The 15,799-nt window shown below is 67.4% G+C and carries 15 protein-coding genes; 3 read left to right on the plus strand and 12 right to left on the minus strand.

Annotation, left to right across the window (positions count from 1 at the left end):
• Together AB1346_10530 and AB1346_10535 are read left to right on the plus strand one after the other, a co-directional pair.
• Positions 1-514: response regulator transcription factor (locus AB1346_10530; protein ID MEW6720872.1), on the plus strand; the 514-nt coding region annotated here is incomplete at its 5' end.
• 9 nt (positions 515-523) lie between these two features.
• Positions 524-1,876, plus strand: a complete 1,353-nt coding sequence (locus AB1346_10535; GenBank protein MEW6720873.1) for an ATP-binding protein — start codon at positions 524-526, stop codon at positions 1,874-1,876.
• Between the two features lie 6 nt (positions 1,877-1,882).
• On the opposite strand, the gene AB1346_10540 is transcribed toward AB1346_10535, so the two are convergent.
• The 12 genes from AB1346_10540 to AB1346_10595 form a co-directional block, all read right to left on the minus strand.
• Entirely contained in the window at positions 1,883-2,272 is a 390-nt protein-coding gene (locus AB1346_10540) for a YraN family protein (GenBank protein ID MEW6720874.1), read from the minus strand.
• Positions 2,269-2,856: a ribonuclease HII gene (locus AB1346_10545; GenBank protein MEW6720875.1), complete on the minus strand. Its 588-nt coding sequence runs from the start codon at positions 2,854-2,856 to the stop codon at positions 2,269-2,271. The genes AB1346_10540 and AB1346_10545 overlap by 4 nt, the downstream gene beginning before the upstream one ends.
• Before the next feature lie 13 nt (positions 2,857-2,869).
• Complete coding sequence (gene rplS / locus AB1346_10550) at positions 2,870-3,304, minus strand: 50S ribosomal protein L19 (protein ID MEW6720876.1); 435 nt, start codon at positions 3,302-3,304, stop codon at positions 2,870-2,872.
• 78 nt (positions 3,305-3,382) lie between these two features.
• Positions 3,383-4,078, minus strand: a complete 696-nt coding sequence (gene trmD / locus AB1346_10555; GenBank protein MEW6720877.1) for a tRNA (guanosine(37)-N1)-methyltransferase TrmD — start codon at positions 4,076-4,078, stop codon at positions 3,383-3,385.
• Position 4,079: 1 nt separating this feature from the next.
• Positions 4,080-4,604: a ribosome maturation factor RimM gene (gene rimM / locus AB1346_10560; protein MEW6720878.1), complete on the minus strand. Its 525-nt coding sequence runs from the start codon at positions 4,602-4,604 to the stop codon at positions 4,080-4,082.
• Entirely contained in the window at positions 4,562-4,840 is a 279-nt protein-coding gene (gene rpsP / locus AB1346_10565) for a 30S ribosomal protein S16 (protein MEW6720879.1), read from the minus strand. The genes rimM and rpsP overlap by 43 nt, the downstream gene beginning before the upstream one ends.
• Before the next feature lie 53 nt (positions 4,841-4,893).
• Positions 4,894-6,231 carry a signal recognition particle protein gene (gene ffh, locus AB1346_10570; protein MEW6720880.1) on the minus strand — a complete coding sequence of 446 codons (1,338 nt, stop codon included), beginning with the start codon at positions 6,229-6,231 and terminating at the stop codon, positions 4,894-4,896.
• 122 nt (positions 6,232-6,353) lie between these two features.
• Positions 6,354-7,832: a hypothetical protein gene (locus AB1346_10575; GenBank protein MEW6720881.1), complete on the minus strand. Its 1,479-nt coding sequence runs from the start codon at positions 7,830-7,832 to the stop codon at positions 6,354-6,356.
• 253 nt (positions 7,833-8,085) lie between these two features.
• Positions 8,086-9,735 (minus strand): VCBS repeat-containing protein, encoded by a 1,650-nt coding sequence (locus tag AB1346_10580; protein MEW6720882.1) that lies wholly within the window; start codon positions 9,733-9,735, stop codon positions 8,086-8,088.
• A 31-nt stretch (positions 9,736-9,766) separates the two neighbouring features.
• Complete coding sequence (gene murC, locus AB1346_10585) at positions 9,767-11,182, minus strand: UDP-N-acetylmuramate--L-alanine ligase (protein MEW6720883.1); 1,416 nt, start codon at positions 11,180-11,182, stop codon at positions 9,767-9,769.
• Positions 11,179-12,303, minus strand: coding sequence for a serine hydrolase domain-containing protein (locus AB1346_10590; GenBank protein MEW6720884.1), 1,125 nt, complete (start codon positions 12,301-12,303; stop codon positions 11,179-11,181). The genes murC and AB1346_10590 overlap by 4 nt, the downstream gene beginning before the upstream one ends.
• A complete protein-coding gene (locus AB1346_10595) occupies positions 12,300-13,214 on the minus strand; it encodes an LD-carboxypeptidase (protein MEW6720885.1) in 915 nt (304 codons plus the stop codon). Before AB1346_10595 ends, AB1346_10590 begins: the two co-directional genes overlap by 4 nt.
• A gap of 90 nt (positions 13,215-13,304) precedes the next feature.
• Here AB1346_10595 and AB1346_10600 point away from each other — a divergent pair, with 90 nt between their 5' ends.
• Positions 13,305-15,710 (plus strand): Smr/MutS family protein, encoded by a 2,406-nt coding sequence (locus AB1346_10600; GenBank protein MEW6720886.1) that lies wholly within the window; start codon positions 13,305-13,307, stop codon positions 15,708-15,710.
• The last annotated feature ends 89 nt before the right edge of the window (positions 15,711-15,799 follow it).

Consider the following 15,799-nt stretch of genomic DNA (forward strand, 5'->3'; position numbering starts at 1 on the left):
GCGTTCGAAGGTCCCGGTGCTTATGCTGACCGCGCGGGGAGACGACGTGGACCGGATCGTCGGGCTGGAGATGGGGGCGGACGATTACCTTCCCAAGCCGTTCAATCCGCGGGAGCTCGTCGCCCGGATTCGCGCCGTGATGCGCCGTGCGGCAGCGCCCGCGGTCGCGCCGGAACCGACCGACCGGCCGGAATGCCTGCGGGTCGGGGATGTGGAACTTTCGCCTCAAACACGGATGGTCCGGCGGGCCGGAGAAGTCGTGGAACTGACGTCCGTCGAGTTCTCTCTTCTGGAGGCGCTGCTCCGTTCCGCAGGAGCGGTGGTGTCGAGGGAGGATCTTTCCAGGAGCGCGCTCGGGCGAAAGCTCTCCGCCTACGACCGGAGCGTAGACGTGCATTTGAGCAGCCTGCGACGGAAGCTCGGACACCGGGTCGGCGAAACGGAGCGGATCAAGAACATCCGGGGAGTCGGTTATATGTACGTACGGACGCCCGGCCGGGGCGATAAGGCTTGAAGTGACGCGATGCGGACCCTGTTCTTCCGCATATTCGCAAGTTTCCTTGGGGCGACCGTCCTCATCAGCGTCCTCCTGCTGGCGCTGGCGCTTACCACCGACCCGCAACGGATCGTATTCGCGCCGCACGAAAAACGTTTGGCCCGGATCGGAAGGGAGATGCTGGAGGCGTACCGGACCGGGGGCATCGCCGCCCTGCAGGAGATCGAACGCAGCCAGGAACGGATGGAGGAACCGCCGGCAGTCCTGTTTCGGAATTCGGAAGGTCCTCTCTCGGGCCGGGATGCTCCGCTTCCTGCGCAGCAGCTCGCTGCGAAGACGGCCGTAACCGGACAGCGGCAGGTGCAGAAAGGACCGCACGGTCCGCCGTTGATCGCCATGCCTTTGGGAAACGGCTATGTCCTGGTGGCGATCGTCCCCCCTCCGCCGCCCCTGGAGATGTTCTTCAATCCGTACGGGCTGACGTTGCGCCTCGGAGCGGCTTTCCTGGTCACCGGCCTCATCTCCTTCCTTCTGGCCCGCTCGTTGAGCGCTCCCGTGCGGAAATTGCGCTACGCGACGCAGCAACTGGCGGGCGGCGACTTGTCCGTCCGGGTCGGCCCGGCCCTGCAAGGGACCCGGGACGAGACCGGCGAACTTGGACGGGACATCGACAGAATGGCGGAGCGGATCGGCGGCCTGCTTGAGTCGCAGCGGCGCCTCCTGCGGGACATCTCCCACGAGCTTCGCTCTCCGTTGGCGCGCATCAACGTGGCCTTGGGGCTTGCCCGCCGGAAAGCCGGTCCCGAGGCGCAGGGATCTCTGGACCGGATGGAGCGGGAAGCCGGGCGGCTGAACGACCTGATCGGCGAACTGCTTACCCTGTCCTTGATGGAAAGCGATGCCCGGGGAATCGAGAGGGTCCAGGTGGACCTTCAGGCTCTCGTCCGGGAAATCGTCCAGGACGCGGAGTTCGAGGCGGGGGTTGTGAACAGGAGGGTCCGCGTCACGCAGGACGAACCGGTGGTCGTGCCGGGAGTCTACGAGCTGCTCCGGCGGGCGATCGAGAACGTGGTGCGGAACGGGGTGCGGTTCACGGCCACAGGCACCGACGTGGAAGTAGCCCTTTCCCGATCAGAGGGGGTTTCGGGACAGGTGGCGCGGATTTCCGTACGGGACCACGGACCGGGTGTTCCGGAGGAATCGCTGAACAAGCTTTTCGAGCCGTTCTACAGGGTGACCGACGCAAGGGACAGAAAGAGCGGCGGGACGGGGATCGGTCTGGCGATAACCCAGCGCGTTGTCAAGTTGCACGGGGGAACGGTCCATGCTTCCAATATCCCTGGAGGCGGCATGGAGGTCGTCCTTGAATTGCCATGTTAACCGGACTTAGAGGATCTTCCCCTTCGCGTCGAACGCCGCGGGGTAATGACGAAGGACCGCCGCGGCGCCGCTCCCCTCTACCGCGATGACGTCGAACCGGGCCTCGCGCCACGTATCCGGGGACGTGCGCGACAGGTAGCGCCGGGCGGCGGAGACGACGCGAAGCCGTTTCTCCCGCCCCACCGTCTCCTCCGGCGAGCCGAACGACGCGGTCTCCCGGGAGCGGACCTCGACGAAGACCAGCAGCTCCCCCCGCCGGGCCACGATGTCGATCTCTCCTGCCGGCGAACGGAAGTTCCTCTCCAGCACCGCGAATCCTTCCCGCTCGAGATGCCGGCACGCCTGCTCCTCTGCCGCCAGCCCCCCGGCGCGGCGCTCCTCCGGCGGCAGCGTCACGGCAGGACTCCCCGGAAGGTGCGCCGGTGGATCGGGCAGGGGCCCAGCCGCCGGATCGCCTCCAGATGGTCGGGCGTCGGGTACCCCTTGTGGACGGCGAAGCCGTAGCCCGGGTAGACTTCGTCGAGTTCCATCATCATCCGGTCGCGCGTCACCTTCGCCACGATGGACGCCGCGGCGATGGAAAGGCACCGGCCGTCCCCTCCGATCAGCGTTTCCTGGGCGATCCCGCAGGGAATCCGCCGGTTCCCGTCGACGTACAGGAAATCGGGAAGGGCCGGGAGCGCCTCCACGGCGCGCCGCATGGCGAGCAGGGAGGCCTGGAGGATGTTGATCCCGTCGATCTCCTCGACGCTCGCCAGCCCGACGGCGAGGGAGACCGCGTCGCGGCCGATCACGGGAAAGACGCGCTCGCGCTGCGCGGGGGTCAGCTTCTTCGAATCGCGGATGTCGGGGTGATGGTAACCCGGCGGCAGGACGACCGCCGCCGCGACGACCGGGCCCGCCAAGGGGCCCCTTCCGGCCTCGTCGACGCCCGCGGGGGCCAGGAATCCCCTGGCCCGCGCGGACACCTCGAAGTCGATGAGAGGAACGGGACTACTCCTGGGGAGGAGTCTCCGCCGGGGCCGCCGTTTCCGGCCCCTCCGCCACACCCTCCGAGGGGACGACGACGCCCTTCTTGGAGAGCCAGTCCTTCTTCTCGCGGATGCGGGCCTTCTTGCCGGACACCTCGCGCAGGTAGAACAGCTTGGCGCGGCGGACGTCGCCCCGCTTCTTCACCTCGATCTTCTCGAGCAGGGGGGAGTGGATCGGGTAGGTGCGCTCCACGCCCACGCCGTACGACTCCTTGCGGACCTTGAAGGTGGTCGCGATGCCGTTGCGGTGGAAACCGATGACGATCCCCTCGAAGTACTGGACGCGCTCCTTCTCGCCTTCCTTGATCCGCGAGAAGACCCGGACGGTGTCCCCCACGTTGAATTTCGGGAGGTCCTTGCGCAGCTGCGCAGCCTCTACATCCTGGAGAAGCGTCATGGCCGTATCCTTTCCTTGATCCCTGCGGTTGCCGGTGTCGAACAAGCCTTGTAATTTATTCCACCCGCCTCGGTCCTGTCAACTTTTCTTTGAGCGCCCCTTCTCCAGCAAGTCCGGGCGGATCCGGGAGGTCCGGCGCTCCGCTTCCTCCCTCCGCCAGGCATCGACGGCGCCGTGGTCGCCGGACAGCAGCACCTCGGGGACCGTCCACCCGCGGAAATCGCGCGGGCGGGTGTAATGGGGCGCTTCCAGAATCCCGGACGAGAACGAGTCCTTGCGGGGGGCGTCCGGGTCCCCGAGGACTCCCGGAAGGAAGCGGGCAACCGCGTCGATCAGCACCATCGCCGGCAGCTCGCCCCCGGAAAGGACGTAATCCCCGATGGAGATCTCCTCGTCCGCGAGGTGGTCGGCCACCCGCTGATCCACCCCTTCGTACCGGCCGCAGATCAGCAGGAGGTGCTCCTCCCGGGCCAGCCGTTCGGCGACTTCCGGATCCAGCCGCGTTCCCGCAGGGGAGAGGAGGATCACCCTCCCCGGTCCGTGGGCCTCCACGAGCGCCTCGATCCCCGCGAAGATCGGCTCGGGCTTCATCACCATCCCGCCGCCGCCCCCGAAGGGCGGCTCGTCGGTCACCCGGTGCTTCCCTTCCGCATACCGCCTCAGGTCGTGCGTCTCGACCGTCAGCAGCCCCGCCTCCTGCGCGCGCGCAAGGATGCTGTGGGACAGCGGCCCCTCGAACATCCCGGGGAAGAGCGTGAGCACGTCGATCCGCACGTCACCATCCCTCGGGCGGAGAAACGACGATCCGCCGGGCGGGAATGTCCACCGAGCGAATAAACTTTTCGACGACGGGAAGATACGCTTCGTCGCCGTCCCGGCGGATGACCAGCCAATCGTGGGCCGGACCCGGGGCGACGCCGGTCACTTCCCCGAGGATCCGCCCCGCTTCGTCCACGACCGCGCACCCCACCGCGTCGACCCAGTAGAACTCCCCCTCGGAAGGCTCGGGAAGCTCCTCCCGGAGGACGGAAACTCGCGCGCCGGCCAACGCCTGCGCGGCTTCCGGGGAGTCGACGCCATTCAACGAAAAAACGGCGCAGCCGCCCGCGCGCTGCGCCTCGACCACTTCGTATTCCCGTCCCGAGAGCCAGACCCGCCGGACCTGCATCACCCCGCCCGCGTCGCCGGAATGCATCGCCACCCGGACCTTCCCGCGGACCCCGTGCGGGCCGGCCACCCGGCCCACCTCGAGCAGGCTCACGCCGGAGATGCGGCCTTCGACTCCAGGAACTTCTTCCACGTGCCGGTCTTCTTCAGCAGGCTCTTCACCGTCTCGGTGGGGAGCGCGCCCTTCGCCAGCCACTTGAGCGTCACCGCATCGTCGATCACGATCTTCGCCGGGTTCTCCCGGGGGGCATACGTGCCGACGTACGCGATGCAGCGCCCGTCCCGGGGCATCTGCGAGTCCGCGACCACGACGCGGTAGTAGGCCATCTTCTTGCGCCCCGTCCGCGACAACCGGATCTTCACCGCCATGAACCTTTCCTCCTGCCTCTCTTGATTGGGGTATCGCTACAGTATCACAACCGTTACCGGAAAAACGGGAGGTTCCTCCCCATCCCCTTCATTCCGCCCTTCGCCATCCGCTTGAGCATCTCCTCCGCCGCCTGGTAATTCTTCATCAGGCGGTTCACGTCCTGCACCGTGGTCCCGCTCCCCGCCGCGATCCGCTTCCGCCGGCTGCCGTTCAGCAGTTTCGCGTTGCGCCGCTCCTGGGCCGTCATCGAGTCGATGATCGCCACCGTCTTCTTCAGTTCGGCCTCGTCGGGAGCCATCCCCTTCAATTCCTTCATCTTTCCGCCCATGCCCGGGATCATCCCGAGGATGTCCTCCATCGTCCCCATCTTGCGCAGCCGGAGGAGCTGGTCGCGGAAATCCTCGAGGGTGAACTCGGCCTTGCGCAGCTTCTTCTGGAGCTCGCGGGCCTGCTTCTCGTCGACCTGCTCCTGCGCCTTCTCGGCGAAGGTGAGGATGTCGCCCATCCCGAGGATGCGCGAGGCCATCCGGTCGGGGTGGAACAGCTCGATGGCGTCGAGCTTCTCGCCGACGCCGACGAACTTCACCGGGGCGCCGGTCACCGCGCGGATGGAGAGCGCGGCGCCTCCGCGGGCGTCGCCGTCCATCTTCGTCAGCACCACGCCGGTCAGCCCAAGCTTGTCGTGGAACGCCTTCGCGACGTTCACGGCGTCCTGGCCGGTCATCGCGTCGGCCACCAGCAGGATGTCCCCCGGGTCGATCGCCGCCTTGATGCGGGCGAGCTCCTCCATGAGCGGCGCGTCGATGTGGAGCCGTCCCGCGGTGTCGAGCAGCACCGTGTCGTACCCGTTCAGCTCCGCGTACTTCACCGCCTCCCGGCAGATGTCGACGGGATCGGCGTCGGGGCGCGAGTCGAAGCAGGGGATCTCGAGCTGCCGCGCCAGAACTTTCAGTTGTTCGATGGCGGCCGGGCGGTAGACGTCGGCGGGGACCAGGTACGGCGTCCGCTTCCGTTTCTGGAGGTGCATCGCGATCTTGCCGCAAGAGGTGGTCTTCCCCGACCCCTGCAGCCCCACTAGCATGACGGGGACTGGAGGCTTGCGCGCAAGGTTCAGGTCCTGCGCCTGGCTCCCCATCATCTTCGCCATCTCGTCGTGGACGATCTTGATGAAGTGCTGGTCTGGGGAGAGGGAGGTCAGCACCTCGACCCCGAGCGCTTTCGTCCGGACGGCGGCGACGAAATCCTTTACGACTTTGTAGTTTACGTCGGCTTCCAGCAGGGCGAGGCGGACCTCGTTCAGCGCCCCCTCGATATTCCCTTCCGTGATGCGCCCGTGGCCGCGCAGCCCCTTCAGGACGCCCTGGAATTTTTCCGACAGGTTCTCGAACACGCACCGACCCCTTTCGCCGAACGGCAACAAACCATTAACTATACCGGAGGATTCCGAAAAGGAAAAGCCCCCGGGGTTTCCCCCGGGGGCCTTCCGCGGAACCCGATATCCCGCTTCGAGCCTTAGAAGCTGTAGTTCAGGCGGGCATATCCCATGTAATAGCTGTCCTTGAACTCGAGCTCGCCCGCGTCGTTCTGGACGAAATCGCCCAGCATCAAGTAGGCGCCGACCAGGCTGACGTCAAGCCCCTTGCCGATCAGGTAGTCCACTCTTGCGTTGAACTCGGTGCCGATGTCCTTTTTCCGGTCAGCGCGGATGGCGCCGGCCGCCGCGGTGTCGACGTTGTTGGCAGCGGTTTTATACGTGTCGACGGCCTGGAGCATACCGACGTTGACCGCGCCCCGCAGCTTGGAGGTGAAGTCCTGGGAGTAGCCGGCCGCGATGTGCCACAGGCCGCGTCCGCTGTTCCCGAGGCTGTCTCCCAGCTCGCCGCCCGAGCAGCCGATGAGGCACTGGGAGATGTTGACGGAATCGGCGCCGAACAGGAAGTACATGTTGGTGCGGCCGAAGCCGGAGTTGCCGCCGGTGTTCGTGCCGGCGATCTGGTAGTCGCCGAGGGTGATCGGGGACTCATACTTGGTCGCGTCGGATCCGTCTCCGCCGCTCACATAAAGGCCTTCCACGAAGAACTTGCCCGGTCCGAGCTTCAGGTCGGCGCGGATGTCGGCCAGATATGCCTTGATGTCGACGTCCTGCACGCCGGGGACCACGGAATCGGCCGTGCCGAACTGGTAGAACGCGAAGGCCGAAAGCTTCGCCGGGCCGGCGTTCATGGCGAAGTTGACACCCGGGGTATAGACTTTAACCTTAAAGCCGTTCAGCGGGGCGGTGAAGCCGATGTCGGACCCGAGTCCCTGCACTGGATCCAGCTTCGCGCCGCCTTCCCTGCCCGAGTTGTCCTTCAGGAAGTAGAGATTCACACCGAGGTCCATGTCCTTCGCCGGGGCAAACTTCGCGGAGGCGATGTACAGGTCCACATCATCATCCTGCTCGAAACCGCCGGAAGCGCCGCCCGCGTTGTTTTCAAACAGCTTCGCCCAGCCGAAGGTCCACTTCACCGGCTCGAACTGGCCGCCCAGGAAGATCCCCGCCATGTCGGCGGCGTTGGAGAAGATGCCGGCATAGTGGTCGTTCACGGACTGCATGCCGACCTTCGCGGTGACGGAGGTATCCGGAATCTTGAAGAACACGTAGACTTCCTTGGTCTCGAGCTGGATGGAATCGGCCGAGAGAGCTCCACCGCCGTTCCGCGCCCCGTTCTGCGCAGCGCCCTCGCCCCAGGTCATATCGCTTTCGAAATGGAACACGGCTCTTGCGACTTCGGTGCCGACGTCGAACTTGATACGGGCACGATGCTCGACGTACGCATTGGTCTGCTCTGCCGCATCCGTCCGGATGCTCGGCCCGCCGGAGCCGTCGAAGAAGCTTGAAAGCATCGCTTTCGCACGGTAGAACCCGGTCACCTTCAGGTCCGCCATCGCCGGGGCGGCGAACGCCACCACCAGGACGGCCGCCAGCAATACGATCCAGCCTTTCCGCATGATTCCCCTCCTTGAGAGATAAGATCCTATTCTTCCCCTTGATCCTGATGCAGGAAAAGCACTCCGTCCGAATCGATCCGCCTCCTCCTACCCTCACCTCCTCCCGGTTTTATTTAATCTCCTGGGCCTTTTATGCCCCGACCACCCGCGTCACGCACGCCGAAAATGTAGAAAACCCTTTTGTTTTCCGACCTGAATACCATCCCCCCAATACCTTGTCAAGGTTTTTCCGTGCATGGGCAGGCACTACTCCTTATTCCACCCGATAGATATGCAGCCGGCTGACCTTGTCGCGGAGGACCGTTCCCGTCTGCTCGATCGCCGAAGCGACGACTTTCCCGCCTTTCGGGAAGGGAGGCATGTTCAGGAAATCCGCTCCCGACAGAAACAGGCTCGTTCCCTGGGTCCCCGCTTTTTCGAGGAATTCTCCCACCTCCCACTGAAGCAGCGCCAGCCGCGTGGAGTCGTAGGTTCCGCCCGCAAGGTCGAGCAGCCCTTTCTTTACCTCCGTCGCCAGGACCAGGGGATCCCCCCCGCTTCCCGGTATGACGCGCGCCGGCATCCTCAAGGGGATGCGCATCCGGCGCCCTTCGATCTCTATGTAAGGCCCCCACTCGAAGGAATCCATTCCGTACCCGTACCGGGCGCGCGATTTGTAGATGCTCTTCCCCGAAGAGTCGAGCACCCGGAGATACGATTCCTCGTCCGTGTACAGGAGGCGCCACTCGTTTCCGAACCGGCCGGAGGAAAGCCCGAGCGCGCCGGACGAAAGCGGACTGATCTTCGTCTCGTGGGGGAACTCCTCCCCCGCGGCCAGGATCTTGCCGTCCCAGCGAAGCGGAACGATCTTCCCCTGGAACGGGGAAACCACCCCCTGGTACTGCCCGACCAGCGTCGGCTTCCCGTTCCAGTCCGGCAGGACGACCAGGAAGTAGCGGATCTTCCCCGCGACCTCCTCGTAGAGGTCTCCCCTCTTTTTCAGAATGAACGACTGGATCGACTCCTCGATGAGGTTGGTGACGACGATTTCCTGCTCGCCGTCCCCGTCCAGGTCGATGGCGTCGACGGCCAGAATGTGTTCGCTCAAGGGCCGGCGGATCCGGGTATACGGGAGGACTTCTTCGCCCTTCACCTGGTATATGTAAATGACGTTTTTCCCGTAAGCCGCCACCAGCCCGTTCCCCTCGGCGTCCCTGCGGACGGTGACGACGCCGTACAACTCGTCGCTGATCTTGTCGGACTGTCCGACCTTTTTAATGGAAGAAGGCACCCAGCCGCCGGCGAGCGTCGTCGGGGCGGGAGCGGCTGCCGCGGAGGGGGCGGCCGCCTGGGACTGGGAGGGGCCGGAGGCGCCGCCGATCGCCTGCGGGGCGAGGACGGGAGCCGCAAGGACGGGCGCTGCGGCCACCGGCGCAGGGGACACCGCCCGAACCGCTCCCTGGACGCCGAAAACCTTCTCCGCGATCTCGCCCGACATGGCTCCGAGCTGCGCGATGATTTCGTCTTCCGTCGCCGCGGAGGCGAAGAAGGCCCCCGCGCTCTTCCCCTCCGCCAGGTCGGTGACCGTGGCGTCGATGCTGTATCCCTTGCCGACTTTCGAGACCGTGCCCTGCAGCAGGAGAGGATACTTCGCCTCCAGCGCCGATTCCGCGGGCGATTTTCCGTCCGCCGGGAGGAGGAGGACGTCCGCGCCGGCAAGCGCCATCAGTCGGGACGCCAGCAGCCGCGGAAGGACGGCCACCGTCGATCCGATATCTTCTTTCGCGAGGGAAACGAAGGGGGCCACCGCGATGCGCCGGGGATACCCGGCGGCGGCAACCGGGGTCGCGGGCGAGAGGAGAAACGACAGGGTCAGGACGGCGCCGAGGAACCGCGCCGCGATTCGGGCCTGGTTACACCGCATCCGGGGAATCTAACAGAGCGTCGGTGGCACGTCAACGATTAAGCCGGGCCGCAAGCTTCCCCTGGATGCCTCCGAAGCCGCCGTTCGACATCAGGAGGACCAGGTCGCCGGGCCTGCAGCTCCCGGCGACGTGCTCGACGATGTCGTCCACTTCCCGGATGAACCGCGCCGGGTGACCCATCGCCTGAAGCCCTGCGGCCACGTCTTCCGGCGACAGCCGCTCCTCTTCCGGAATTTTATCCGCCCCGAACACTCCCGCGACGACGACCTCATCGGCCTCGGCGAGCGCCTCGGTGAACTCCCGCTGGAACACTTTCCGGCGGCTGGTGTTGGAACGGGGCTCGAAGACCGCGACGACCCGCCGACCCGGGTACCTCCCGCGGACCGCCCGCACCGTTTCCCGGACCGCCGTGGGGTGGTGGGCGAAATCGTCGATCACCAGGATGCCGCGGAATTCCCCCACCACTTCCTGCCGTCTGCGCACCCCGGCGAACCGCTCGAAGGCCGATGCCACCCGGTTGGCCGGGAATCCCAGCCGCATCAGGACGATCGCGACACCCGCGGCGTTGGCGGCGTTGTGGATGCCGGGCAGCGGGAAACGGAAATCGAGCGCCCGCTCCCAGTTCTCCATCCGGAAGGCCGTCATTCCTCCCGCTTCCCCCGTTCCCCGCACCGACCAGGATTCCCGACCGGCCGTCCCCTCCGCGGCGCCGTCCTTCGTCGAATAGAAGACCACCGGGCAGCGCGCCTCCCCCGCCACCTCGACGACGTCGCGGTAATCCGCGCACGCGACGAGCAGCCCGTCGGGAGGAAGGATCGCGGCGAGCCGGCGGAACGAATCCCGGACGTGCGCGAGGTCCCGGTAGATGTCGGCGTGGTCGAACTCGATGCTGGTCAGCAGCACGACCTTCGGCCGGTAGTGGAGGAACTTCGGCCCCTTGTCGAAGTAGGCCGTGTCGTACTCGTCCCCCTCGATGACGAAGCGCGGCCCCTTCCCGATCCGGTAGCTCACGGGGAAGTTCTTCGGGACTCCGCCGATGAGGAACGACGGATCGTCCTCCAGCGCGAAAAGGGACCAGGCGGCCAGCGACGCGGTCGTCGTCTTTCCGTGGGTCCCGGCCACGACGACCGACTCGAGCTCCCCGATGAAATGCTCCGCCACCGCCTGCGGCATCGACAGGATGGGAAGCCCCCGCCGGACCGCCTCCTCCGCCTCCGGGTTCCCGCACGAGATCGCGTTGCCCACGACGACGAGCTCCGCGTCGGCGGGGATGTTCTCCGCCGCGTACGGCGAGGAGAGCCGGATGCCGAGGTTTTCGAGCTGCGTGCTCATCGGCGGGTAGACGTTGGCGTCGGACCCGGTGACGCGGAACCCCTTCTCCCGCAGCATCCCGGCCAGCGACGCCATCCCGACGCCGCACGCCGCGATCAGGTGCACGTTCTTCATCTTCCCATCCCCTTCCACACGGCATCGTGGATCCGGGGGCGCAGCGCGGAGAGTTTCCGGTTGCCGCTCCCGTACGCCACGCGGTTCGTCAGCAGCACCACGGAGGTCTCGCGCTCCGGGTCGATCCACAAAGAGCAGCCGGTGTAGCCGAGGTGGCCGACGGCGTCCGCGGGAGCCAGCGCCCCCGCCTGCGAAGGCGCCGCTTCCCCCGGGGTCGGCGTGTCGAAGCCGGCGGTCCGGGGACAGCCGGGCGGCTCGGGGACCCGCGTGGTCATCGCAATCGCAGAATGCCGGCTCAGGACCCGCCCCTCCCCCCTGCGCGCCCGAACGACCTCGCGGGCAAACAGGTGAAGGTCGCGTGCGGTGGAGAAGACGCCCGCGTGCCCCGCCACCCCTCCCATCGCCGCAGCGTTCTCGTCGTCCGCCTCCCCTTCCTTCTCCCTTTGCCGTTCCTCCGACCAGCCGGTCGGGACGATCCGCGCCGCTTCCTCCTCGCCCACGGAGCCCTGCGGAAGGAAGCGCGTGTCCCGCATCCCGAGCGGGTCGATCAACTTCTCTTTCAGAAGCCGGTCGAGCGACCGGAATCCCGCGACCTCGACCGCCCTCCCGAGGAGCATGTACCCGAGATCGCTGTAATCCCAGGCGCTGCCGGGATCGCGGGAAAGCGGCAGGGAGAGGACCTCGGCGAGGATCCGGTCGTGCCCCTCGGCGGTCCCGAATAGCGGCCTCCCCGTCCGCCTCTCCTCCTCGCGCACCTTTTCATATAAAGGACGCCATGCCGGCAGGCCGGACGTGTGCGAGAGCAGGTGCAGGAACCGGATCGCACGTGTCCGGGGATCGGCCGAGGAAAACGGCAGGATTTCGGCGACGCACCGATCGACGGAAAGGTGCCCTTCCTGGCAAAGGACGAAGAAGAGGGCCGCCGTCAGCGGCTTGGTCAGGGAGGCGATGTCGAAGACCGAATCGGGGCGGGCATGCCCGGCGGTCCGTTCCCAGGCGACATCGTCGCCCCGGACAGCCGACAGGACGGCCGCGGAGTAGGCTTCGTCCCGCGTCCCCGCTTCGAGCAGCTCCGCCGCCTCCCGGAACCGCGGGTCGTCCCCGCCGGCCGGACCGTTCACCCCTCCCCCACCGGCGGCTCGAGGAGGAAGAGCCGTCCTTTCGCGTCGACCCGGGCCCGGACGCCGAAGGGCAGCGCCACGTTGCGCCCATCGTGCCCCGCGGGGAATCCGTACCAGACGGGGACCGACAGCCGCTTCCCGGCGTCGTGGAAAACACGCTGGAGGTCCTCGACCGTCTCGCCGCGCGCCGGGGCCATCTTCCCGACGAGAATCCCGGCGAGCTGCGACCACCGCCCCGACTGGATCCACTGCGTCAGCATCCGGTCGAGCCGGTAAACGGGTTCCTGCACGTCCTCGAGGAACAGCAGCGCGCCCCGGAAGTCGGGCGAGTACGGCGTGGCGAGCAGCGCGGTGAGCACGGAGAGGCAGCCGCCGGTCAGCATCCCGTCCGCCGCGCCGCCCCGGAGGCGCTCCATCGGCTCCCCCCACGGCTCCTTCGGGGAGACCTTCCCCGCCGCCAGGCGCGCGAACGCGTCGAGCGCCCCCGCGTCGAACCGGAGGGCGAGGTCCGCCGCGACCATCGGCCCGTGGATGCAGGGGAGCCGCAGCCGGGTGGAAAGGTAGGCCAGGATCGCGGTTAAATCGCTGAATCCCACCAGCAGCTTCGGCCGCCTCGCCGCCTTTCTCCAGTCCAGCAGGGGGAGCAGCCGCGTCGTTCCGTAGCCGCCGCGCGCGGCCATCACGGCCCGCGCTTCGGGCAGCGAAAGCGCCCATTCGACCTGGCGGGCGCGATGCCCGTCTTCCCCGGCGAAGCAGCGGTCCACCGCGAGGATGCCCTCGGCGATCTCCGGGACGAATCCCGCGGCGGCCAGGCGGGCGATGCCGCGCCGCAGGCGGCCCTCGTTCACCGGCCCCGCCGGGGCGCATACGGCGATTACGTCCGCTTTCCGCAAAGGCAGCGGTTTTCGCATCGATTTCCTCCCGGGCCGCGATCCATGCTATCACGTTCCGAATATAATGGACCTTCGTCCCGGCGGGACAAAGAAAGGAACGGGAACGCGTTGAACGGATCGTCGAGGGAAGCCGCGCTTGCGGCGCTGGAATGGGGGAAGATCGTCGCCCGGCTGGCGGGACACGCCTCTTCCGGACCGGGGCGCGAGCTGTGCGAGGGGCTCTCCCCCGGCACGGACCTCGAAGCCATCCGGACCTCCCTCGAGGAGAACCGGGACGGCCGCAGGATGCTCCTCCAGGACGGCGCGCTGCCGCTGGACGGCCTGAAGGAAATCGGGCAGGAGGTGGAGAAGGCGGCCAAGGGCGGATCCCTTTCGCCGCAGGAGCTGCTCCTCGTCGGACAGACTGCGCGCACGGGCGAGCGGATCCGGAAGTTCTTCGAGGATCGCAAGGGGAAATATCCCCGGATGGCGCACCACGCCAACGAAATCCCCCCGCTGCGAGACATCGCCGAGGAGATCGAGTTCCGGATCGATCCCTCGGGGAATGTCCCCGACCGCGCCTCCGACGCGCTGGGCTCGCTCCGGCGGCAGCTCGCGGGCGTCCGCGGCCGGCTGCAGGAGACCGCCGACCGGATCGTCACTTCGCCCCGGTATGCGCGGCATGTCCAGGAGAGCTACGCCACCGTCCGATCCGGGCGTCTGGTGATCCCCTTCAAGACCGCGTCCAAGGCGATGTTCAACGGGATCGTCCATGACACCTCGCAGAGCGGGCAGACCGTCTTCTTCGAGCCGGAGGAGCTGGTCGCGCTGAACAACGAGGTCCGGATGGCGGAGCTGGAGGTCGAGCGGGAGATCGCGCGGATACTCGCGGAAATTTCCTCCCACGTGGCGCGAAAGTCGGAGGAGCTGCTGCGGGCGCTGTTCCTGCTCGCGCGGATCGACTTCATCCAGGCGCGCTGCCTGCTGGCCAGCGAGCTGTCGGCGAGCGAGCCGACCGTGAACGCGTCCGGAGAAGTGAGCCTCCCCGCCGCCCGGCATCCGCTGCTGGTGCTCAGCGGGCGCCCCGTGGTCCCCAACGACCTGAAGGTCGGCCGCCCTTACCTGTGCCTCGTCCTCACCGGGCCCAACGCGGGCGGGAAGACCGTCGCCCTCAAGACGCTCGGGCTCCTCGTCCTGATGGCGACGGCGGGATTGTCGATCCCCTCCTCGCCCGACTCCGTGGTGTCCGTCTTCCACGACATCTTCGTCGCGGTGGGCGACGAGCAGAGCGTCGAGATGGATCTCTCCACCTACTCGGCCCACATCCGGCGGCTGAACGACATCCTACGGGGGGCGGACCGCGGCGCCCTGGTCCTGCTCGACGAGGTCGTCTCGGGGACCGACCCGCGGGAAGGCGCGGCGATCGCGCGCTCCTTCCTCGAAACGCTGGCCGACCGCGAAGTCCGGGTGATCGCCACGACGCACTTCGAGGAGCTGAAGGGGCTCGCGTTCACCGACCGGCGGTTCGAAAACGGGTCGATGGCGTTCGACGGCGACCAGCTGCGACCGACCTATCGGCTCTCCCTCGGCGTCCCGGGGCGCTCGATGGGGATGGAGATCGCCCGCGGGCTGGGATTCCCCGAGGAGGTCCTCGCGCGCGCGGCGGACTACCTCTCCGGGCCGGGCCCGAACCTGACGGAGGTGATCGACCGGCTGGAGCTGGAGCGGGACCGGCTGCGCGCGGAGACCGCGGCGATGACCGCGAAGGGCAAGGAGGCGGATGAGATCCGCAGGAAGCTGGAGGCGGACCGGGAGAAGGTACGCGCCGAGGAGTCGCGCGTCGTGTCGCAGGCGCGCCAGAAGATGCGGGAGGAGCTCCGGAAAGCGGAGGGCGAGCTTTCCCGGATCATGGAGGAGATGCGCAAGGACCGCCGGATCGACACTGTGCGGAAGGCGACGACGGTGCTCAAGGAGTGGAAGGAGAAGGCGCGCGCCGCGGAGGAGGACCCGGTCGTCCGCGCCCTGATGAGCCGCACCGCGCCGCCCCCTCCGGACGCCGTGCTCCGCCCCGGGCAGAAGGTGTTCGTCGCGTCGCTCTCCCGCGAGGCGGAGGTCGCCGCGCTGTCCGTCCCCGAGGACCGCGAGGTCGAGGTCGCCGCGGGCGGCATGAAGGTCCGCGTCGCGCGCGACCAGGTCCGCATCTTCCCGCCCCCGGGAGGCCCCCGGGAGCACCGGAAGGACACGGGCGCCCGACACGTGGAGCCTTCTCCCGCCGCCCTTTACCTTCAGACGCCGGAGAACACGCTCGACCTGCGCGGGATGTACGTCGACGACGCCATCCCCGAGGTGGACGCCTTCCTCGACCGCTTCGCCCTGGCCCAGGCGCCGCACGTCTTCATCATCCACGGCCACGGGACGGGCGCCCTCAAGGCCGCCATCCGCCGCCATCTCGCCAGGTCCCCCTACGTGAAGCGCTCCATGCCCGCTCCCCGGGAGCAGGGCGGCGACGGGGTGACGATCGTGGTGCTGGGGTAGGGATGAGCAAACAGCAGAACCGGGACGTTCCTTAGAACTTCCGCAGAACAGGGACAGAGCTGCAGGTCTGTCCCACTTTTGCGGAAGTT

This window comes from Thermodesulfobacteriota bacterium (genome assembly GCA_040758155.1).
Taxonomy (GTDB): Bacteria; Desulfobacterota; Deferrimicrobia; order Deferrimicrobiales; family Deferrimicrobiaceae; genus UBA2219.

What these genes read in the sequence shown, in the direction of transcription:
- rplS (MEW6720876.1), bottom strand. Translation starts at nt 3,304, where the DNA reads ATGACGCTTCTCCAGGATGTAGAGGCTGCGCAGCTGCGCAAGGACCTC.
- AB1346_10595 (MEW6720885.1), bottom strand. Translation starts at nt 13,214, where the DNA reads ATGCGAAAACCGCTGCCTTTGCGGAAAGCGGACGTAATCGCCGTATGC.
- AB1346_10575 (MEW6720881.1), bottom strand. Translation starts at nt 7,832, where the DNA reads ATGCGGAAAGGCTGGATCGTATTGCTGGCGGCCGTCCTGGTGGTGGCG.
- AB1346_10535 (MEW6720873.1), top strand. Translation starts at nt 524, where the DNA reads ATGCGGACCCTGTTCTTCCGCATATTCGCAAGTTTCCTTGGGGCGACC.
- rpsP (MEW6720879.1), bottom strand. Translation starts at nt 4,840, where the DNA reads ATGGCGGTGAAGATCCGGTTGTCGCGGACGGGGCGCAAGAAGATGGCC.
- murC (MEW6720883.1), bottom strand. Translation starts at nt 11,182, where the DNA reads ATGAAGAACGTGCACCTGATCGCGGCGTGCGGCGTCGGGATGGCGTCG.
- AB1346_10580 (MEW6720882.1), bottom strand. Translation starts at nt 9,735, where the DNA reads ATGCGGTGTAACCAGGCCCGAATCGCGGCGCGGTTCCTCGGCGCCGTC.